The sequence below is a fragment of the Streptomyces sp. NRRL B-1347 genome, assembly GCF_000720325.1.
GTDB lineage: Bacteria > Actinomycetota > Actinomycetes > Streptomycetales > Streptomycetaceae > Streptomyces.
In genome coordinates, this window is sequence record NZ_JOJM01000018.1 from 147,523 (window position 1) to 169,035 (window position 21,513).

13 protein-coding genes are annotated in these 21,513 nt (G+C 71.8%); 8 read left to right on the plus strand and 5 right to left on the minus strand.

Annotation, left to right across the window (positions count from 1 at the left end; all coding sequences use genetic code 11):
* The 6 genes from IG74_RS0117815 (at nucleotide 1) to IG74_RS0117840 (ending at nucleotide 9,752) form a co-directional block, all read left to right on the plus strand.
* Nucleotides 1-3,996, plus strand: a complete 3,996-nt coding sequence (locus IG74_RS0117815; protein ID WP_030677515.1) for a non-ribosomal peptide synthetase — start codon at nucleotides 1-3, stop codon at nucleotides 3,994-3,996.
* Between the two features lie 155 nt (nucleotides 3,997-4,151).
* On the plus strand, nucleotides 4,152-4,928 hold the full coding sequence (locus IG74_RS0117820; protein WP_037825622.1) for a thioesterase II family protein: 777 nt from the start codon (nucleotides 4,152-4,154) through the stop codon (nucleotides 4,926-4,928).
* Between the two features lie 50 nt (nucleotides 4,929-4,978).
* A complete protein-coding gene (locus IG74_RS0117825; protein WP_234334359.1) occupies nucleotides 4,979-5,974 on the plus strand; it encodes a TauD/TfdA family dioxygenase in 996 nt (331 codons plus the stop codon).
* On the plus strand, nucleotides 5,971-7,830 hold the full coding sequence (locus IG74_RS0117830; protein WP_030677526.1) for a non-ribosomal peptide synthetase: 1,860 nt from the start codon (nucleotides 5,971-5,973) through the stop codon (nucleotides 7,828-7,830). The genes IG74_RS0117825 and IG74_RS0117830 overlap by 4 nt, the downstream gene beginning before the upstream one ends.
* Before the next feature lie 48 nt (nucleotides 7,831-7,878).
* A complete protein-coding gene (locus tag IG74_RS0117835) occupies nucleotides 7,879-9,105 on the plus strand; it encodes a cytochrome P450 (protein ID WP_051854983.1) in 1,227 nt (408 codons plus the stop codon).
* Between the two features lie 14 nt (nucleotides 9,106-9,119).
* Nucleotides 9,120-9,752, plus strand: coding sequence for a DUF2461 family protein (locus tag IG74_RS0117840; protein WP_234334360.1), 633 nt, complete (start codon nucleotides 9,120-9,122; stop codon nucleotides 9,750-9,752).
* 38 nt (nucleotides 9,753-9,790) lie between these two features.
* On the opposite strand, the gene IG74_RS0117845 is transcribed toward IG74_RS0117840, so the two are convergent.
* Nucleotides 9,791-10,834, minus strand: a complete 1,044-nt coding sequence (locus IG74_RS0117845; RefSeq protein WP_030677533.1) for a zinc-dependent alcohol dehydrogenase family protein — start codon at nucleotides 10,832-10,834, stop codon at nucleotides 9,791-9,793.
* 149 nt (nucleotides 10,835-10,983) lie between these two features.
* Between IG74_RS0117845 and IG74_RS0117850 the strand changes: the two genes are divergently transcribed.
* Nucleotides 10,984-12,174, plus strand: coding sequence for an NAD(P)/FAD-dependent oxidoreductase (locus IG74_RS0117850; protein ID WP_030677536.1), 1,191 nt, complete (start codon nucleotides 10,984-10,986; stop codon nucleotides 12,172-12,174).
* Between the two features lie 25 nt (nucleotides 12,175-12,199).
* Nucleotides 12,200-16,381, plus strand: a complete 4,182-nt coding sequence (locus tag IG74_RS0117855; RefSeq protein ID WP_051854984.1) for a non-ribosomal peptide synthetase — start codon at nucleotides 12,200-12,202, stop codon at nucleotides 16,379-16,381.
* 199 nt (nucleotides 16,382-16,580) lie between these two features.
* Here the strand turns inward: IG74_RS0117855 and IG74_RS0117860 are convergent, their stop codons facing one another.
* The 4 genes from IG74_RS0117860 to IG74_RS0117875 all read right to left on the minus strand — a co-directional run bounded on the left by IG74_RS0117860 (nucleotide 16,581) and on the right by IG74_RS0117875 (nucleotide 21,259).
* A complete protein-coding gene (locus IG74_RS0117860; protein WP_030677543.1) occupies nucleotides 16,581-17,534 on the minus strand; it encodes an esterase/lipase family protein in 954 nt (317 codons plus the stop codon).
* A gap of 387 nt (nucleotides 17,535-17,921) precedes the next feature.
* Complete coding sequence (locus IG74_RS0117865; RefSeq protein ID WP_030677546.1) at nucleotides 17,922-18,368, minus strand: hypothetical protein; 447 nt, start codon at nucleotides 18,366-18,368, stop codon at nucleotides 17,922-17,924.
* A 16-nt stretch (nucleotides 18,369-18,384) separates the two neighbouring features.
* Nucleotides 18,385-19,608: a hypothetical protein gene (locus IG74_RS52120; RefSeq protein WP_030677547.1), complete on the minus strand. Its 1,224-nt coding sequence runs from the start codon at nucleotides 19,606-19,608 to the stop codon at nucleotides 18,385-18,387.
* A 1,138-nt stretch (nucleotides 19,609-20,746) separates the two neighbouring features.
* Entirely contained in the window at nucleotides 20,747-21,259 is a 513-nt protein-coding gene (locus tag IG74_RS0117875) for a hypothetical protein (RefSeq protein ID WP_158857664.1), read from the minus strand.
* Between the last annotated feature and the right edge of the window lie 254 nt (nucleotides 21,260-21,513).

A 21,513-nucleotide genomic window follows, 5' to 3' on the forward strand; every position in this document is an offset into this window, starting at 1 on the left:
ATGGACAAGACGACCGACGCCCGGCACGAACTGATCCGGCGACTGCTCAGCCAGAGCGTCTCCACCACCCGACACCTGGCCATCCCCGCACACCGCCCCGGCACGGGCGTGCCGCTCACCCCCGCCCAGGCCGGCATCTGGTTCTTCACCCAGCTCTTCCCCGACAGCACCGAGTACAACTGCTTCGACAACCTGCGCATCCCCTGGGCCTGCACCGAGGCCGACCTGCGCCGCGCCCTGCGCACCCTGGTCGAGCGGCACGACGCGCTGCGACTGCGGATCAACGTCGAGGACGGCGAGGCCCGCCAGTACGACCGGCCGCCGTTCGACCCCGACGTGGACTGGCACGACCTGCGCGCGCTGCCCGCCGATGAGGCCGAGCGCCGCGCCGAGGAGATCGCCAACGCCCGCGCACAGGTGCCGCTGCGCGTCGACCGGCCGCCCCTGTTCCGCGTCTCGGCCGTCGCCCTGCCCGGCGACGCCGTGCTGCTGGTGTTCGTCATCCACCACATCGTCAACGACTACGCCTCCATGTCGACGTACATGGAGGAGCTGAGCGCCCTGCTGGCGGGCGCACCGCTCGGGCCGCCGCCGGACGTCGGCTTCCTCGACTACGCGGCCTGGCTCGACGACACCGCCGACAAGGACCGTGCCGTCGTCGAACTCGCCTACTGGAAGGACAAGCTCGGCGGCGACCTGGCCGTCCTCGACCTGCCCGCCGACCGGCCGCGCGGCGACGAGCCGAGCCGCAGCGGCCACTCCGTCGCCGTCGACCTGCCGCCCGCTCTGGTCAGCGCCCTGAAGGACCTGGCCACGCGCAACGGCACCACCCTGTTCGTCGTGCTGCTCGCCGCCTACAAGGTGTTCCTGATGCGGCTGACCGCACAGCGCGACACCGTCGTCGGCACCGCCCTCAGCGGCCGGGACCACCCCGACGCCGAGCGCGTCGCCGGATGCTTCGTGAAGTCGGTGGCGCTGCGCACCGACGTGGTCGCCGCCGCGTCGTTCCACGACGTGATCCGCGCCGTGCACACCACCACCGCCGAGGCCCAGGACCACCAGACGGTGCCCTTCGAGCGGATCGTGGACGCGCTGGGCGCCCCGCGCCGACTCACCACCCACCCCGTCTTCCAGACCTTCTTCGGCTTCCAGAGCGACGAGCGGCTCCAGCTGCGCGGCGCCCAGATGAACCCGCTCAAGCTCCTGGAGTACGGCACGGCCAAGTGGGAGCTGTCGGCGACGCTGTCGGAGACGCCCCGGGGCGTCAGCGGCGTCATGGAGTGCTCGGCGGCCCTCTTCGACGCCGCGACCCTCGATCGCTTCCGCGACATCTGGCTGCACCTGAGCACCGAACTCGCGGCGGACCCCGACGCGGCCGTCGGCACCCATCCGCTGGTCACCGACGCGGAGCGGCGGCGGATCCTGTACGACCTCAACCCCCACCAGCCGCTCGACGTCCCGTACGCCACCCTGGCCGAGCCCTTCGAGCAGCAGGCCGCCCGGACCCCCGACGCGGTCGCCGTCGAGGTGGGGGAGCGGACCCTCACCTACCGGGAGTTCAACGCCTGGGCCAACCGCCTGGCCCGGGCACTGCGCGGCCTGGGCGCCGGACCCGGGACCCGCGTCGCGCTGTTCATGGACCGCAGCGTCCGCACCCTGGCGATGGTGTACGCGGTCGCCAAGAGCGGCGCGGCCTATGTGCCGCTCGACCCCCAACTGCCCGACGCGCGCCTGGCATTCATGCTCCAGGACACCGCCCCGCAGCTCGTGGTCGCCGAGGCGAACGGCACCGGCCGGATGCCCGCCGGATCCTGGGCCGTGCACACCTTCGCCGCTCTCGACACGGCCGCGGAGGGAAAGGCCGACGGCGACCTCCCGGCCCAGGGCGACTGCCACAACGTCTCCCACCTGCTGTACACCTCGGGATCCACCGGCCAACCGAAGGCGGTCATCTGCCCGGTCGCCACGGCCGTCGCCGACATCCTGGAGATGCAGCGCCACCTCGCCTACCGGCCCGACGACGTCATGCTGTTCAAGACGTCCTACGGATTCGACACCTCGCTGTGGGAGATCCTGTGGCCGCTGTACGTGGGCGCCCGCATCGTGGTGTGCCCGCCGGGCGCGGAGAAGGACCCCGAGCAACTGGTGGAGGTGGTCGAACGGCACGCCGTGACCACCGTGTACCTGACCCCCACCCTGCTGCAGGCGGTCGTCGACCACATCGACGACCCCGCGCGCTGGCGCGCCGTGCGCTATCTCCACACCGGCGGCGAAGTGGTGACACCGGGCCTGCGCGACGCGTTCTACGCGAAGTTCGCCGCCCTGGGCACCGAGCTGATCAACGGCTACGGCCCGACGGAGACCGCCTGCATGGTCAGCACCCGGCTCGCCGACACCCCCGGTGACCCGGTCGTGCCGCTCGGCCGCCCCCACCGGCACTACCGGATGTACGTCCTGGACGAGGAACTGAACGTGGCTCCCGTCAACGTGCCCGGCGAGGCGTACCTCAGCTCCGGGATCGGCATCAGCCACGGCTACCACCACCGCCCGGAGCTGACCGCCGAGCGCTTCCTGCCCGACCCGTACGGCCCGCCGGGCAGCCGCATGTACCGCACCGGCGACCTGTGCTGCTACCGGCCGGACGGCACGGTGACCTTCCTGGAACGCCTGGACACCCAGGTCAAGATCCGCGGCAACCGCATCGAACTCGCCGAGGTGGAGTCGGTGCTTCGCCAGCACCCCGACGTCGCCGAGTGCGTCGTGGTGACCGTGGGCGAGGGCGTCGACCGGGCCCTCGCCGCCTTCGTCCGCACCGCGCCGGACGCCCGGTTCGACGCCGCCGCCCTGCTCGACCACGCGCGCGGCGCCCTGCCGCAGACCATGGTCCCCGCCGGCATCCAGGCCATCGAGTCCGTCCCCGTCAACGTCAACGGCAAGACCGACCGCCGAGCGCTGCAACGGGCCTGGCTCGGCGAGACGCTCCCGCGCACCACCCCCAGGGTGGCGCCCGCCAACGAGGTGGAGCGCCAGCTCGCCCGCAGCTACGCCGAGGCACTCGGCCTCGCCGAGGTGGGGGTGACCGACAGCTTCTTCGACCTGGGCGGTCACTCCCTGAAGATCTTCAAGCTGATCGCGGTGTGCGCCCGCCGCCTCGGCGTACGCCTCAAGGTGGCCGACGTGTTCGAGGCACCGACGGTACGGCGGCTCGCCGAGCGCCTCGACTTCACCCACAGCGCCCCGGAGACCAGCCTGGTGCCCTTGGTGCCGCGTCCCGGCAGACCCCTGGTCGTCTTCGTGCACGCCACGTCCGGCTCGGCGCTGCCGTTCCACGCCGTGGCCAGGGCACTGGGTGACGACTTCTCCGTCTTCGGCCTGCAGTCCCCGGACGGCGAGGCCGAGCACACGGTCGAGAGCCTCGCGGCCCGCTACGTCGAGGCGGTCGACGGCGTCCGCGGCCTCAGCCCCGTACTGCTCGCGGGCTGGTCCATGGGCGGGTGCATCGCCCTGGAGATGGCCCGCGAGTGGCACAAGCGCGGCGATGACGTCACCGGCACCGTCCTGCTGGACACCTGGGTGCCACCGAACGGGCGGCGCGCGGAGCCCGCCGAACGGGCCGCGGCGCGCGCCGCGCTCCTGGGCCTGGACATCATCGCCGTGGAGGGCCTGGACACCGCCATCGGCGACGAGGCCCCCGACGAACTGGCCCGGCTGCGGCGGGCGATCGAGCGCAACCGCAGCGCGTACCTGGACTACACGCCGCACCCCTACGACGGCCCGGTGCACCTGCTGCGCGCCACGGAGACCGGCGCCGAGCCCGACCCCTACGCCCCGCTGCGTCCGGGGCCCGACCACGGCTGGGGCGAGGTGCTCCCCGACGTGGTGACCCGCACCGTGCCCGGCAACCACTTCACCCTGCTCGACGAGCGCCACGCGCCCCGACTGGCCGCCGCACTCACCACGATCGCCGAGGCGGGCCTGGACTTCACCGAGATCTGACCACCGGCACGCCCCGCGCGCACGGCCCGACGGCCGTGCCGCGCCGGGACGCGCACCGGGAACGAGGAAGGAGCGGAAGTGAGCGACCTCAGGACCCCGCCCGCACGCCCGGAACACCGGGCCGCGGCACCACCCCGGCGCGGGGGGACACCGCGATGACCACGCGCCTTGACCCACGACGGGCCGTGATCCGTCCCCTGCGGCGGCCCGCGGCCCGGCGGACCCTGGTGTGCCTCGGCTTCTGCGGCGGCGGCACCGGCGCCTACCGCGGCTGGGGGCCCCTGCTCGACGAGGAGACGGACCTCGCCCTCGTGTGCTACCCCGGCCGCGAGGCCCGGTTCGCCGAGGACTTCGCCCCCGGCTGGGAGGAACTGGCCGAGGACACCACCGAGGCCGTGCGCAGCGCCGCGGGCGAACTGCCCTACGTCCTGTTCGGCCACAGCATGGGCGGCTGGATGGCCTACGACGTGGCCACCCGCCTCGAACGGCAGGGCGCCCCGCTGCCCCAGACCCTGATCGTGTCCTCCTGCAACGCCCCGTACCGCGGGGTCACCGAACGGGACCGCTTCCCGCGCGCCGAGGACAGCGACGAGGACCTGCTGCTGTGGATGCGCACCAGCGGATCGCTGCCCGACTACGTGCTCCAGGACGCCGACCTGCGCGGCATGGCGGTCGACCTGATGCGGGCCGACGTACGGGTACGCGACTCCTACCGGCCGGCGAAGACCCGCACGAGCGTGGACGTGCAGGTGCTGTACGGCGCCGACGACCCCGTCATCGAACCGGAGGTCGACCGGCAGTGGGCCGAGGCGACCAGCGGGAACCTGCGCGCCGACCGGCTGCCGGGCGGCCACTTCTACACCCCGGCGGTCTGGGAGGCGCTGCCCGCGCACTTCACGGCGTCGACCGCGCACCGGCCGACGCCGGGCTGACCGCCCGGCACCAGGACCGGGCCGACCGTCCGTCACAAGGAGAGGCAATCGTGGACTGCGTCAAGCCGCCCGGACGACCCGCCCTCGTCCAGGCCCCGCACACCCAGGACGTGACCGAGGCCGGCGCCTGGCTGGACTCCGTACGGGCACCCCTGCGCACGGCCCTCGACCAACACGGAGCGGTCTACCTGCGCGGCCTGCCCATCACCACACCCCAGGACTTCGCGGCACTCAGGGACCGGCTGCTGACCGAGAACGCCCCCTACCGCGAGAAGGCCACACCCCGCACCGCGTACGGCGACGACGTCTTCTCCTCGACGGACCTGCCGCCCAGCCAGCCCATCCGGCTGCACAACGAGAACAGCTACACCCTCACCTTCCCCGGCATCCTGCTGTTCTGCTGTCTGACCGCGCCCGAACACGGCGGCGCCACCCCCGTCGCGGACTGCCGGGACGTGCTGCGGCAGCTGCCCCCGGAGCTCACCGAGCGGTTCCGGCGGCAGGGCTGGGCCCTGACGCGCACCTACGACGAGCACCTCTCCCTCGACTGGCGCACCGCCTTCGGCACCGACTCCGCCGACGCCGTGGCCGCGTACTGCCGCCGCGAGCGCATCGCCCACAGCTGGGACGAGCACGGCAGCCTGCGCACCACCCAGCGCCGCTCCGCGGTCATCCGGCACCCCCGCACCGGCGACGAAGTCTGGTTCAACCACGTGGCGTTCTGGAACGCCTGGTCCCTCGACCCGGACATCCGCGACGTCCTGGCGGGCGAACTCGGCCCGGACCGGCTCCCGTTCAACACCTCCTACGGCGACGGGGAGCCCCTCACCGAAGAGGACATCGCCACCATCCACGCCGCGTACGACCGCGCCACCGTCTGGGAGAACTGGCGACCGGGCGACCTGATGATGGTGGACAACGTCCTCGCGGCCCACGGCCGCCAGCCCTTCCGGGGGGAGCGCAGGATCCTGGTGGCGATGGGCGAACCCGTCCGGGTGGAGGACTGCAGGCCCACGGTGCCCGCCCTCGCGGGACTGGGCACATGACCCCCCGCGCGACGGAGGCGACCGGCATGCCGGACACGGACGGCGCACCGGCGGCGCCCGCACCTCATGGGGATCCGGTTCTCCGCTTCCTGCGGACGGCGGACCGCATGCCCGACAGGCCCGCGGTCCGCGACGGACAGCGCTGCCTGACCTTCGGCGAACTGGCGGACCGCAGCGCCCGGTTGGCCGCCGTGCTCGCCGGGCACGGGGTGCGCCGCGGCACGCTGGTGGGAGTGCGCCTGCCGCGTTCGGTGGACCTCGTCGTCGCGCTGCTCGCCGTGTGGCGGGCGGGCGGCGCGTACGTCCCGCTCGATCCGGGCTACCCCGCCGAGCGCCTCGCGCACATGACGCAGGACGCGGACCTGCGCCTGGTCGTCACCGACCGGCCGGACCCGACGCCCCACCCGGGCGTCCGCCCGGTGACCGTGGACGAACGGCCCCAGGGCCCAGGCGAGGACGCCGCCGACCGACTCCCGGAGCCGACCCCCACCGCCGACGACCCCGCCTACGTCATCTACACCTCGGGCTCGACCGGCCGGCCCAAGGGCGTCGTCGTTTCCCGCGGCGGCGTGGCGCACCTGATCGCCGCTCTGGAACACGGCGGGCTCTACGCCGACGCGCCCCGGACGGTCGGCTGGAACGCCAGCGTCTCCTTCGACGCGTCCGTTCAGCAGTGGGCACGGGTGTGCCGCGGCGACACCCTCGTCCTGATCGACGACCGGCTGCGCTCCGAACCGGCCGCCTTCGCCGCGTACGTGCGCGAGCACGCCGTGACCGATCTCGACGTCACCCCCTCGCACTGGCAGGTCCTGCGCGACCTGCTGCTCGAAGGGCCCGTCGGCACACCGCTGCGCCTGTTCGTCGGCGGGGAGCCGATCCCCGTCTCCCTGTGGCGGGACCTCGCTCTGGCGGCCGAACGCGGGCTCGTCGAAGCGGTCAACGTCTACGGCCCCACGGAGACCACCGTCGACGCCACCGCCGCGTGGATCACCGGCGACCGGCCGCACCTGGGCCTGCCGCTGCGCGGCGTACGGGCCCAGGTGCTCGACGGACTGCTGAGGCCGGTGCCCGACGGCACGGAGGGCGAGCTGTTCCTCTCCGGGGCCGGTGTCGCGCAGGCGTATCGGCGCCGCCCCGCCCTCACCGCGGAGCGGTTCCTGCCCGACCCGGCCGCCGCCGCGCCACCGGGGTCCCGGATGTACCGCACCGGGGACCGCGTACGACGCCACGCCGACGGCACCCTCGACTACCTCGGCCGGACCGACCGGCAGGTGAAACTGCACGGCTTCCGCATCGAACCGGGCGAGATCGAGACGGTCCTGGCCGACCATCCGGACGTCGCCGCGGCGGCGGTCACCGCGGATCCCGCACGCGGCCTGGCCGCGTACTGCACCCTGGGCCCGGGCCCCGCCACGGCCGACGCCCCCGAACAGACGGCGGCCCGCCTGCTGCGGCACCTCGCCGCGACCCTGCCGCCCTACCTGGTGCCCTCCCGCCTCACCGTCCTGCCGGACATGCCGCTCACCGCCAACGGCAAACTGGACTACCCGGCCCTGTCGGCCGCGGCCGACCGCGCCCGGGAGGCGCGCCCGACGGACGAGGACGGACACCTCGAACCGACAGGACCGGTCGAGCCGCTGATCGCGCGGACCTGGGCCGAGGTCCTCGGCCGGGACCGGGTCCGCGCCGACGACGACTTCTTCGTGCTCGGCGGGCACTCCCTCATGGCCCTCAAAGTGATCGCGGGCCTCAAGAGAAGCCTGGGCGTGGTGATCTCCACCCGCGCCGTCTACCAACACCCCCAGCTGCGGGAACTCGCCCGCCACGTCGAAGACCTCCTCGCCGACCGGCCGTAGCGCACCGGCCCCACCAGAACTCGAACGGACCCCGAACGGAGTGCACCCGTGCCCCTCGCGCCCCCAGAGTGCCCCTTCTCCGGCCCCGCGCCCTCCCTCACCGACCCGGACCTGTACGCCCGCGGCGATCCCCACGGCCTCTGGCGGGAGATGCGGGCCACGCGCCCGGTCAGCTGGCAGGACGAGGGGGAGAAGGGCGGCTTCTGGTCGGTGACCGGCCACGAGGACGCCCAGCGGGTGCTCAGGGACTGGAAGGACTTCACCTCCACCCGCGGCACCATGCTCCGCGAGAACCTCACCGAGCCCTACCCGGGCGCCGGGACGATGCTGGCCCTCACCGACCCGCCCCGCCACGACGTGATCCGCAAGGCGCTCACCCCGCTGTTCACCCCGCGCGCCATGGCCCGCCTCGAAACCCGTGCCCGCCAGGTCACGGGGGCACTGATCGACGAGGCGCTGACGGCCGGACACTGCGACGTCGCCCGCGACATCGCCGCCCGCATCCCCCTGGCCGTCACCGCGGAACTCCTGGGCGTACGCGACGACGCCGTCGGCCCGCTGGAAGCCGCCATGGCCTGTGTCACCGGCGCCGACGTGGACAGCGGCGAGGTCCAGGAGGCCCACCTGGAAATCCTGCGCTACTACACCGAGGCGCTGTTCGAACCGCCCGGCGCCCCCGATGCCAACGTTGTCTCCGCGCTGCTGCACGCCCGTTCCCGCGGCCAGGACATCTCGGACGAGGAGATCATCCTGGCCTGCGACAACGTGATCGTCGCCGCCACGGAGACCAGCCGCAACGCCATGACCTCAGGGCTCCTGGCCCTGCTGCGGCACCCGACGGCGTGGGCCGAACTGTGCGCGGGCCGCCTGGAGACGGCGCCGGTCGTCGAGGAGATCCTGCGCCTGACGGCCCCGGCGACGCACGTGCTGCGCGTCGCCACCCGCGACCTCAGCCTGTCCGGTGCCCGGATCAAGGCCGGTGACGCGGTCGTGGTGTGGCTGACGTCGGTCAACCGCGACGCCGCCGCCTTCGAGGATCCCGACGCCGCCCGCTTCGACCGCAGGCCCAACCGCCACCTCACGTTCGGCACCGGGGTGCACTTCTGCCTGGGCGCCCCGCTCGCGCGGCTCCTGCTCTCCGTGTTCCTCGGCGAACTCGCCCACCGCACGGGGCAGGTGGCACTGGCCGGTGAGCCCCGCCGCAACGCCTCCCACCACGTCTGGGGCTACGCGTCCCTGCCCGTCTCGCTGTCCCCGCGCGCGGATCATGGGTGAGCTATCCTGCGCGGATGCGGGGACGGTTCACAGGCTGGCCGGAGCGGGCCATGGACGTGCTGGTGCAGCTCCAGGGCGAGCCGGACCACACGACCCGCGAGCGCTGTCGCGCGGACCGCGAGCACCTGGTCCGGCAGCCGATGATCGCCCTGTTGCACGAGGTCGCGGACGCCGACCCCCGCTACGAGGACTTCTCCGTCTGGCACTACCGCACCGACGCGTGGTGGTGGCAGCACCAGGGCGCGGTGATCCGGCTCGGCCGCAAGATCGAGATCGGCCTCCGGTTCGACCTGGACGGCCTGCGGATCCAGGGCGCCTGGTGGTACCCCGACCCCGGCCAGGTGGACATGTTCCGCAAGGCCGTGGCCGCCGAGGGCAGCGGCCGCCAACTGGCCGCCATCGTCGAGGACGTACGCAAGAAGGGCTACGAGATCTCCGGGGACGTGATGAAACGCCCCCCGCGCGGCTATCCGACCGACCACGCCCGCACCCAGCTGCTGCGCCACCGTTCACTGATCGCCGCCCGCCACCTCGGCGACGAGGAGTGGCTGCACACCCCCGAGGCGGTCGACCGGGTCCTGTCGGCCGCCGCCGACCTGGATCCCCTGCTGACCTGGCTGGTCCGGCACGTGAAGCGCGCCGCCTGACAGAACGAGGACACCGCGCAGCACCGGCAGCCCCGTCCTCAGAAGGTGATGCGCACCTTCAGCGCCGACCGGTCGTCCATCGCCCGGTAGCCGTCCGGCACCTCGTCCAGCGGGACCGTACGGTCGAAGACGGGCCCCGGGTCGAGGGCGCCGGACAGCACGTCCGGCAGGAGCTCGGGAATGTAGGCGCGGACCGGGGCGATGCCCCCGCGCAGGGCGATGTTGCGGTCGAACATCCGGCGCAGGTCCACCCCGGCGTTGCCGCCGTACGGCACCCCCACGCAGCCGACCGCGCCGCCGTCCCGGGCGATGGCGAGGGCGGTGCCGAGCGACTGGGCGGTCCCGACCGCCTCGAGCACCGCGTGCGCCCCCTGACCCCCGGTCAGATCACGGACGGCGGCGACGGCGGCGTCGCCCCGCGCGGCGACCACGTCGGTGGCACCGAAGGCACGCGCCACGGCGGCCCGCCGCTCGTGGTGGCCGAGGAGCAGGACCCGTTCCGCGCCCAGGCGCCGTGCGGCAAGGACCCCGCACAGGCCCACCGCGCCGTCACCGACCACCGCGACCGTGGCGCCCGGGCGCACCTGCGCGCTCACCGCCGCGTGGTGACCGGTGCTCAGGACGTCGGACAGCGCGAGGAGGGCGGGCAGCAGCTTCCGCTCCCCGGCGAGCTCGGGCGGCAGCGGCACCAGCGTCGCGTCCGCGAACGGCACCCGCACCGCCTCGCCCTGCCCGCCGTCAGAACCCTCGTCACCCCAGAACCCGCCCCGCGGGCACGAGGTGTGCAGACCCTCGCGGCAGTGCTCGCAGACGCCGTCGGACCACGCGAACGGCGCGATGACGAAGTCCCCGGGCCGCAGCCGGGTCACCTCGGACCCGGTCTCCGCCACGACTCCCACGAACTCGTGCCCCATCCGCTGCCCCGGCACGGTGCCCGCCACCCCGCGGTACGCCCACAGGTCGCTGCCGCAGACACAGGAGCCCACCAGCCGCACCACGGCGTCCGTCGCCTCGCGCACGACCGGGTCGGGCACCTCCTCGACACGGACGTCACGCGGTGCCCGGATCACGATCGCACGCACGCGAACCCCTCCCTTTCGCCTGGGCCGCACGGCTGCGACGGGAAGCGGCGGGGCGGCACCGTCGCCGACCTCATTAAGGCGCAGCACCCCCACGCAAATCAACGGGCCCATACCGTCCACGGCCCGACAACCAGGAGGAAGAAGACAAGATGTACGACGTCATAGTGGTGGGCGCGCGCTGCGCGGGGTCCCCCACGGCGATGCTCCTGGCGCGCGCCGGATACCGCGTCCTGCTCCTGGACCGCGTCCGCTTCCCGCGCGACACGCTCTCGTCCCACTACATCCACCAGCCAGGCACGGCGCTCCTGGACCGCTGGGGACTCCTCGCCCAGGTGCGCGACTCCGGCTGCCCGCCCCTCGAACGCGTACGGTACGAGGCCGCGGACATCAGCATTCGCGGCTGCTCACCGCCCGTCGAAGGACAGCGGGCGGCCTTCGCGCCCCGGCGCCACGTGCTCGACCCCCTCCTCGCCGAGGGCGCGGTCGCGGCGGGCGCGGAGCTGCGGCAGGAGTGCCGCGTCGACGACCTCCTCTTCGACGGCGACCGGGTCACCGGAGTCGCGTACACCACACCCCGCGGGCAGCGTTCGGTCGAACGCGCCCGGCTCGTCGTCGGCGCCGACGGCATGCGCTCGCTCGTCGCACGGCGGGCCGAGGCCCCGGTGATCACCGAGGACCGGCGCCTGACCTGCACCTACTACAGCTACTGGGAAGGCCTGCCGGCCGACTTCGAGCTGTACGAGCGGCCCGGCCGGTGGATCGGGGTGATCCCGACCAACGACGCGCTCACGCTGGTGATGACGTACTTCCCGCAAGCGGACTTCGACACCGTGCGCGCGGCCGCCGAGCCCGCCCATCTGGAGGCCGTGCGGACGACCGCTCCCCGCCTGCGCGAGCGGATGTCCGCGGCCCGCCGGGTCGAACGGCTCTACGGCACCGGCGATCAGCAGAACTACCTGCGCCAGGCGGCAGGCCCCGGCTGGGCGCTCGTCGGGGACGCCGCCCACCACAAGGACTCCATCGCCGCCCGCGGCATCACCGACGCCTTCCTCCAGGCGCAGCTCCTCGTCGAGAGCATCGGCACCGGTCTGGACGACGGCGCGCAGCTCGACGCGGCACTCGCGAGGTACGCCGGTGAGCTGGAGCAGCGCTTCATGGGCTTCTACCGCAGCACCCTCACCACCGCCGAGCTCAGGGTCCCGGAGTCACGCCTTTCCCTGCTGCGGGCGATCTCCGGTCACCAGGACCTGGTCGACCGGTACTTCGGCACCTTGTCCGGGGCCTGCGGCCTCGACGACTTCTACAACGAGGACCTGCTGGACCTCCTCGCGCTGAGCTAGCGCCGCCACACACCAGGAGTTGGTCATGAGCGATGTGCAGAGCCTGCTCGCCGAGCTGCGCGCCTCCGGCACCCGCCTGTGGGTCCACGAGGGCTCGCTCCGCTACCGCGCGCCCGAGCCGCTCGCCCCGGCCGTCCTTGCCGCCCTGCGGAACGCCAGAACCGAGATCCTCCAAGCGCTCAGCCAGGACCGGACCACCCTCACCAGCAGGCCCCGGCCCGCCCGCGTCCCCCTCAGCCTCGGCCAGGAAGGGCTCTGGTACATCGACCAGCTGGGCGCCCACGACATGGCGTACAACGTGCGGACGGACCTGCGGCTCCAGGGTGATCTCGACGAGGGCGCCCTGCGCCGCGCGCTCGGGGAACTCGTGCGCAGACACGAGAGCCTGCGGACGCGCTACGTCTCCGAGAACGGGGTCGGCCACCAGATCGTCGATCCGCCCGGCGAGGTCCCCATGGACGTCACCGATCTGACGCAGCTCCCGCCGGACCGGCGCGCGGACCGGCTGACGGCGGTCAGCGACGCCCACACCGACCACCGCTTCGACCTGGCGACCGACCCCTCACTGCGGGTGCACCTGGTCCGCAACGCGCCCACGGACCACGTCCTCGTCGTCACCGTCCCGCACATCGGCATCGACGGACCCTCCACCGCGATCATGTTCGACGAACTGAGCACGCTGTACCGCGCCCACGCCGAAGGCCGGACCTCCCCGCTGCCCCCGCCGGTCGCGCAGTACGCCGACTACGCCGTATGGCAGCGCGAGTGGGCCGAAGGACCCGACTACGCACGGCAGTTGAGGTACTGGAAAGAAAGGCTCGCCGGAGCGGCACCCCTGCTGGACATGCCGACCGACAGGAGCCGGCCCGCAGTACCCACCCAGTCGGGCGACATGCTCAGGTTCAGCGTGCCGCCGGAGCTCGCCGCGCGCCTGGAGGAATTCCGCAAGCAGCACGACGCCACCCTGTACATGGTGCTGCTCGCGGCCTTCCACGCGACGCTGGCGAAGTGGACCCGGCAGTCGGACATCTGCGTCGGATTCCCGGTGGACGCGCGCACGCACGACGAGGCCGCCTCCCTGATCGGCTACTTCGTCAACACTGTCGTACTGCGCTGCACCGTCGAGCGGGACAGCACCTTCCTGACTCTCCTGGACAGCGTGCGCTCCGACCTGCTCGGCGCGTACGACCACCGTGACCTGCCCATCGGCCGACTGGTCGCCGAACTCGCCCCCGCCCGGGAGGCCGGTGCCCACCCCCTCTTCCAGGTGCTGTCCGCCCATCTGACCCCGGGCGAGCATCGCCTGGGCGACCTGCGGGTCACTGAGCTGGACACCGGGGACCGTACGGCGAAGTTCGACCTGACCTTCGTCACGGAGGAGATCGGTCCCGACGGATCGATCACGGCGGGCCTGGAGTACGCGACCGAACTGTTCGACCGCTCGACGATCGAGGGCCTCGCCGACGGCATCCTGACCCTGCTCGACCGGCTCACTGGACGCCCGAACACGCCCCTGCGCGAGTTGTCGATGCTCCCGGACGCCCGGCTCGCCGACCGCGTAGCCGAACTGTCCCGCGCGCAACCGCACACCGGCGACGACGCGTGCCTGCACCACCTGGTGGAACGCTCAGCACGCCGCACCCCCGACGCCATCGCCGTGGTCGACGGAGAAGAGCGGCTCACCTACCGCGACCTCGACGACAGGGCCGACCGCGTGGCGGCGCTGCTGCGCGAGCGGGGGATCGGACCGGAGCAGCTCGTCGGGGTCTTCCTCGGCCGCTCGGCCACGATGGTCGTCGCCCTGTTGGCCGTACTGAAGGCGGGCGGCGCCTATCTGCCGCTGGACCCGGAGTACCCGCGGGCCCGCGTCCAGGACATGCTTCAGGACAGCGGGGCGAGGGTGGTGGTGACCGCGTCCGACGTCGTCGACCGGCTGGAGCGGCCCGCGGCCGAACTCCTCCTGATCGACGAGCCGTTCACGGTCTCCGCCGAGTACGCCGACCCTGGTGTCTCTGGTGTTACTGGTGTGACGCCGGACAACGCGGCGTACTGCCTGTACACCTCCGGATCCACGGGCCGCCCCAAGGGCGTCGTGCTGCGCCACGAGAACGCCGTCGCGTTCGTGCGCTGGGCAGCCACGTCTTTCACCGGGGAGGAGCTCGCCCGGGTGCTGTTCAGCACGTCGATCTCCTTCGACCTCTCCGTCTTCGAGCTGTTCGCACCGCTGTCGGTCGGGGGCACGGCGATCCTGGCGGACAACGCTCTGGACCTGCTGGAGTCGGACGCCGGGGACACCACGGTCGCCTCGGGCGCTCCCACGGACGTGAGCATGCTCAACATCGTGCCGTCGGTGGGCCGGGTCCTCTCCGAAGCGGGCCGCATACCGCCGGACGTCCGGGTGATCAACCTGGCGGGGGAGGCGCTGCGGGCCGAGATCGTGGCCCAGCTGCGCCGACTCGCGCCGCGGGCGCGGATCAACAACCTGTACGGCCCCACGGAGTACACGACCTACGCCACGGGCCGCGAGGTGACCACCGCCGAACGGATCACGATAGGCGGCCCGCTGCCGGGCACCCAGGCCCTCGTACTGGACGATGCGCTGTCCCCGGTCCCCGTCGGCGTCGTGGGCGAGCTGTACCTCGCGGGCCCAGGTCTTGCCAGGGGCTACTGGCACCGGCCCGGCATGACCGCGGAGAAGTTCCTGCCCAACCCCTACGGCCCGCCGGGCAGCCGCATGTACCGCACCGGAGACCTGGTCCGGTCACTGCCCGGTGGCGAGCTGGACTTCCGCGGCCGTCTCGACCACCAGGTGAAAGTACGCGGATACCGCGTCGAGCCGGGCGAGATCGAGACGGTGCTGCTCTCGTCGCCGCAGGTCAAGGACGCGGTGGTCGTCGTCGACTCCGCCGGCACCGAGGAGGCGCGCCTGATCGCCTATGTGGTGGCGGCCCCGGACGCCGAGCCCGACCTCGCCCGCCGCATGGCGGAACGACTGCCCGCCTTCATGGCCGCGTCCACGATCGTCTTCCTCGACCGGCTCCCGCTGACGGCCAACGGCAAGGTGGACCGCCGCTCCCTGCCCGCCCCGCAGGCGCACCCCGCAGAGACATCCACCGACGACCTCCCTCGGGACGAGGTGGAGGCGGCGCTCCTCGACATCTGGAGCGACGTCCTCGGGGGCGTACGGATCGGGATCAGGGACAGCTTCTTCGAAGCGGGCGGTCACTCCCTCCTGGCCACCCAGACGCTGTCGCGCATCCGCCGCACCCTGGGCATACGCCTGTCACTGACCGACATCCTGACGGCGCCGACCGTGGACCAACTGGCCGCCGTACTACGGGACAAGGGCGCCGCGGCCCCCGGCACACCGTTGCGGCCGGACACCTCGCAGGACCCCTTCGCACCAGTGCTGCCGATCAACCCTTCCGGCTCCCGGCCGCCGCTGTTCTGCTTCCACCCCGCTCTCGGCCTGAGCCTTCCCTACGCGGGCCTGGCCACGCACCTGGGCCCCGACCGGCCCGTCCTCGGCCTCCAGTCACCCGACATCGACGCCTCCTCCTCGCGGTTCCCGACCTCGGTCGAGGAGGTGGCCGAGGAATACGTCGGCCGCATCAGGGAAATCCGCCCGCACGGCCCCTACCACCTGCTCGGCTGGTCGTTCGGCGGGCTCCTTGCCTTCGAAGCGGCGGTACGGCTGCAAGCCGCGGGCGAGGCGGTCACCTCGCTGACGGTGGTGGACAGCCGCCCCGCCGTGGCGGGGGAGCAGCCTCCTTCCGAGAGCCAACTCCTGACGGCCTTCTTGGATCATGCGGGGGTCGTCCGTTCTGATGCCGCGCTGACGCCGGAAGTCGCGCTCGCCCTGGCACGAGGCGAGGGCAGCAGGCTCGCCGGCATAGGTGAACGGCACCTGGAGCGGATGCTCGCCGTGATGCGCAACAACGCGGCGCTGGCCCAGCGTTATGTCCCCGGGTGTTTCACGGGATCTATCCGATTGTTCGTCGGCACGAAGGGCGCGACCGAAGACGAACTCCAGGCACGGGCACAGGCATGGGCACCCCATGTCGGGGACGCCGTACGGGTGTCCCGGATCGCTTTCCGCCACGAGGAACTGATGGACCCGCAGCCGCGGTCGGAGATCGCGGCCGTACTGCTGACCGACCTGGAGGCGGCGGAGCGGGGCCGGTGGTCGGGCAGCGCCCTGGCGTGAACGCCGAGGGCCGGAGTGGGCACTACGCCTTACGTCGGTTGCCCCTCCCGACATCGCCGGGAGGGGCGTTCCTGTGTGGGATTGCGTTCATCAGAGAGAGCAGTGGTGTTCGGGCGCGCGGCCGATGCCGCCCTGCTGCGCCCGGACCAACCGCGCGCGTCCTGGTGACCATGCACCAGGGGGGATCTTTGGGCCGGGGTCAGAGGGCGGGTGCCCTCGGTACGCAGGGGGCCGTGAGGGCTGAGGGGTCCAGGGCTCGTTTGACCAGTCCGATCGCGCGTGGGCTGTAGGACAGGCTCAGATGGGCCGAGAGGTCGACGAAGCATCCTTGCTGCAAGGTGATGTTCTGCACCGTTGCTCCGGGGCCTGCCGTCATGAAGGTGTTCTGCCAGGGGGTGCTGATCTCGTCGTACTTCGTGCCGATGACGGTGTAGTCGACCCCGGGAACGGTGTCGCCGTCGGCGTTGAGTTCCTTGATGAAGTCGGATTTCTCGTACTGCTGGATGCTTGCCTTGCCGAAGGTCTTCTCGCCGAGTTGGAGTATGTGGAGCTTGTCGGCGAGCGTCTCGATGCCGCTGAGGGTGGTGCCGTGGTTGGTGGCGGCGAGTTGGACGACCTTCTTGACCTTGTTCTTGGAGGGGTCGGCCGTGTTCGCGCCTCCGTCGGCCTTGAGGTACCAGCGGGCCAGGGTCCCGCCCTGGGAGTGGCCGACCAGGTCCACCTGGCCGGAGCCGCTGGCAGCGCGCACCTTGTCCACGAAGGCGGCCAGCTCCTTGGAGGACTTCTTGATGTCTCCGTAGCCCTTGACGGCGGGGGCGATGCCCGCTCCGGCGTCGTCGGTGTCGCCGTAGTCGAGGGCGTAGACGCAGTAGCCCTGGGCCTTCAGCTCGGGGGACATCCGGGCCCAGTTGTTGTAGCGGTTCTCGTAGGTGCCGTGTACCAGGACGACCGGACGCGGGTGGGTGGCGCTGGGACGGCAGGTCCAGTCGTTGGCGCCCGGCGGATCGATGTCGAGGTGGAGTATGGAATGAGCCAGGGCGGGAAGGAAGTTGTCCTGCTGAGGTCCGGTGGTCGCTGCCGCGGACGTGGAGGTGGCCAGGACCGTCGCAGCGGCGGCGGCACAGACGGCGGTGACGTATCTGGGTATGTGCAAGACGGCTCCTGGGAAGTGGGGAACTCGGGCCACGCGCGATGTTTCGCCTGAGTGCCGCCCGAGGCGATCTCACCCGGGAGCTTCTGGATCTGCGCATCCTTGAGGTCGTTGAGCGGCGGCTCGTCGGCACTCGGCATGGCGGTGACGCTACCGACCCGCCCGTGGCCGCCACACCGATTCCCTGAGATCGGCTCAGAGGGGAGGTTGCCGTACGACGTAGCGTTGCCTTCCTCGCGAGGTACGTCGTGGGCCTGGGAGCGCTGGGTGGCGGCGGCCCGTTTGTGCCCGAGGGCTCCGTACACCGACTGCTTCCGGAGCGCTGGCGGCGACGCTTTCAGCAGCCGGACAAGACAGCCTCAGCCGTGGCTGTCAGTGCCGCTCAGCGGCTCACGAGCGCAGGAAGACGAGGTTGAGCGCTGTGCCGCCGGCGACAGAGGAGTTGAGGTTGAACGGGATCCTGTCCCAGCCCTTCTCCGGCGAGTCGGTGGCCTTGATGACGTCGATGTCGATGATCTCGCTGTCTCCCTCTTCGGCCTCCGTGGTGTACGCGAGGTAGAAGGGAACGGCGGGGCCACCGCCCGCTCCCGGGGAGCCCTCGTTGAGATTCAGAGCGGACTGCTCGGCCCGGTACACGCGTGACGGCTGCGCCCACGCCAAGTGGAGGACCAGATTCGTCAGCGCGGCCCCCTCTTCCCGCATGTAGGCGAGATACCTGCCCTTGCCCTTGTCATTGATGTTCAGGCGGCTGTGAACGAGGGTGTAGCCCGTAGGGACATCACTGACGGATTCGAAGACCCAAAGACCGGTGATTCCCTTTTGCGCGTTCGCGGCCATGTGCTCCTCCTTGGATTCAGGAACGGGGCTGGACGGTGAGGCGGATGTCCTTGCGTACGTCGGCACGTTCGGGCGAGGTGACCGTGACGGTGAAACCGCCCGGTGTGTCCCCGGCATACAGCGTCGTCGCAGGTGCCACCCCCTGGTCATCGGTTCGGGACGGGTACGCGGTCGCCCCGGTGTCGAACACGGAGTCGGTGGATCCATTGATGGTGAAGGTGATGGGCAGCATGCGCACAGCGACCTCGTTCTCGGTGATGTGCACGTCGAGCTTGTGCGTGAACGCGCAGTCGACCTGCTCTGCCTGCTGGTCGGCAAGTGGGTCCACCAGATCCACCGACACCGTTGGAGAAGGGGTCTGCACGGAGAAGTGGCGGGGGGCGGAGGCCGGTGAGTCCCGGCCGCTTCTGCGCGCGGTGGCGGTGACGGCGTGCGAGCCCGGGGCCCAGTCGGTCGTGGGGGTGTAGGTCCAGCTGGTGCCGGTTACGTGTGCCTCACCCGGCAGTGGGGTGCTCCCGTCGGCGAGAGTGACCTTGTCCACCCCGGGATCGGCCGTGCCGGTGACCTGCTGCCGCAACGCGGTCACCGTCGCACCCTCTCCTGGGGAGACGATCACCGGAGCGGCCAGCGCCGACAGCACGGAGAAGTGGCGGGGAGCGGACGGCGGTGATGTGAGAATGCCTCTGTGTGCGGTGGCGGTGAGGGTGTGCGGGCCCGGGGCCCAGTCGGTCGTGGGGGTGTAGGTCCAGGTGGTGCCGGTCACGCGTGCTTCACCCAGCAGCGGGGTGCTTCCCTCGGAGAGAGTGACCGTCTCAACGTCGGGGTCTGCTGTGCCGGTGACCTGCTGCCGCAACGCGGTCACCGTCGCACCCTCCCCCGGAGAGACGATCACCGGAGCGGCCACTCTCAGTGGTATAGCCGCCACGTCGAAGGCCACGTGGGTTGGCGTCGAATAGATGTCGCCATAGTGGTGATCGAACCGGGCACGGTACGAAGCAGTGGCGGAGACCCAGTGAGCGCCTTCCGTCCAGTCTGTTTCCGGAGTGTACGTCCAGGTATGGCCGAAGACTGGAGTGGTGCCCAGCAGGTTTGCCCCCTCCTGGATACTGACCTGCTCGGCCGGCGAGTCGGCCGTGCCGGTGATCGGCTCCCGCGGATCGGTCACCGTCGCTTTCTCGTGCGGGGAATCGATCACCGGGGCAGGGGGATTGGGCGGGTGGTGCATCGATTGCTCTTCCATGAGCGGTTTCCCTTGTCCGATGCTCCTGAGAGGGGCGGCGTTGGATGGTGGCGCCTTCTGGATTCAGCGGGGGTGCGCTGCCATCGGCTCGGCGGGTGGTGGCAAGGCGTGATCGCGGGCGATGGCCCGGTCGCGGCGCGGTTCTCGAAGCGCCGCCGCACGATGGATCGGCTCAGGTGCGGGCCGCGGCCGGTGTGCAGAACGGTTCGGGAGCCTTCGCAGACCACGGCCCCGGCCACATGACGCGGGGTGAGCATGCTCCTCGTCCCTGCGGGGACATGGCATGTCGCCTTGATGAAGGAACAAGGCTCGCGGGCAGGCCACTTCGCATCACCCATGACCGCAAACCATAGGCGCGCCCACCCCAAGTTGCTGAAGACTCAAGGGGTTTGGCCCATTCGGCCCCATGGCGGGCGCGTTTTGTGAGACACCCGGCGCCCCGGGCCGGAGGCCGCCGTAAAGCTGCGGGGCGCCGCGTCAGCGAGGACACAGGCAGCACGCCGGAACCGACCGCGGTGGTGATCGACACCCCAAGGGTCAAGACCTACAGCGCCTCGCGCTCCAACGCTTCGCCCTGCTCGTCCAGTTGCCCCGAGACCCGAGACCCGAGACCCGAGGGCTTCGGCGTCGGCGAGGGTCGCGGCGAGCGCGCGCCAGCCCGGTTCGGCGAGGGTCTGCCCGGCTAGCTCCGATACCGCCTGGCGCAGGTGAACCAGCTGCCGGTGTCGCGGCGGTTGGGCGAGGCGGCGGCCACGGTGGCGCAGGACGGCCATCGGCGGCTGCTGGGCCGCGGACTGGTAGGCGGAGCGCAGGTGTCCGGCGGCCTCGCGGGCAGCAGCGGTCTGCTGGGCGTGGTTCTACCTGTCGTGCCACTGGTAACTAGCAGGCCCGGCATGGGAGGTGAGCGGAGAAGTGGGGGCGACGACGCCCACTGGCAGGCGATATGGAAGGCAGGGCCCGCCCGCCACCAGCACCACCGCCCACCCCGCTGCTCACGCCAGCCCCATGACCAGCAATTCCACCCGGCCGAGCGCCCGCGGCATCGCCGTACCGGAAATTCAGCGCTCACGTCGCCCCGCTCCGGCTCGCCCTCGAGGATGCACGACCAGCTCCGAGGGCCGCGCGGCCTATTCGACGGTCAGGCGGCTTGGTTCCGCGCTGCCGCGACGGCCGCCACCGGCGGGGCGGGGAGCCTGATGGTCAACGGGGTCGCGTTGGCCGCGGGGGTGATCAGCGTGCAGGTCCTGTCCGAGCCCGCGACCAGCAGGCGTCCGTCGAGCCCGACCGCGAGGCAGGCTTCGTCCACCGCCGGGCAGGGCAGCTTGCCGACGGCGGCGAGTGTGGCGGCGTCCAGGATCTCGCCTTCGCGGTCCGCGTAGACCGCGTAGAGCCTGCTGCCGTCGCGGGCGACGGCCAGTGCGGTGGGTGAGGTGGCCCGCCCCGGGCTGTGATTGTCGATGACCGTCGTCGCGCCCGTGTCGTCCACGTCGACGACGGTGACCTGCGGCACCGCCCCGTTGGCGTTGCCGAGATCCACACGTCGGCCGATATTGCCGACCGCCGCCTCGACCCAGAATCCGTTCTCGACGGGGACGTCGATGGTCTCCACCGAAGCGGAGGAGGTGTCAATGCGCGCGACCTGCTCTTCCACGGTGTCGGTGTGGAGCGGAGCGATCAAAGTGCTTTCGCTGGGCGTGATATGCCGACGCCCTGTCGTTCGGTCCCCACCCGCCTCGCAGCTCGCTCACGGTATCGATTTCGTAGCGCACAGCCCAAGGGGCGTTCGAGGCGTTCCAGGGCCACGGGCGTTGGCGGTTGGGGCGGGCGCCACCTGACAGCGGCCAGTGCGGATTCGCCCACGTACGGCCAGTTGGCGCGTCAGCCCGCGTGGCAAGGGAGCGGCTC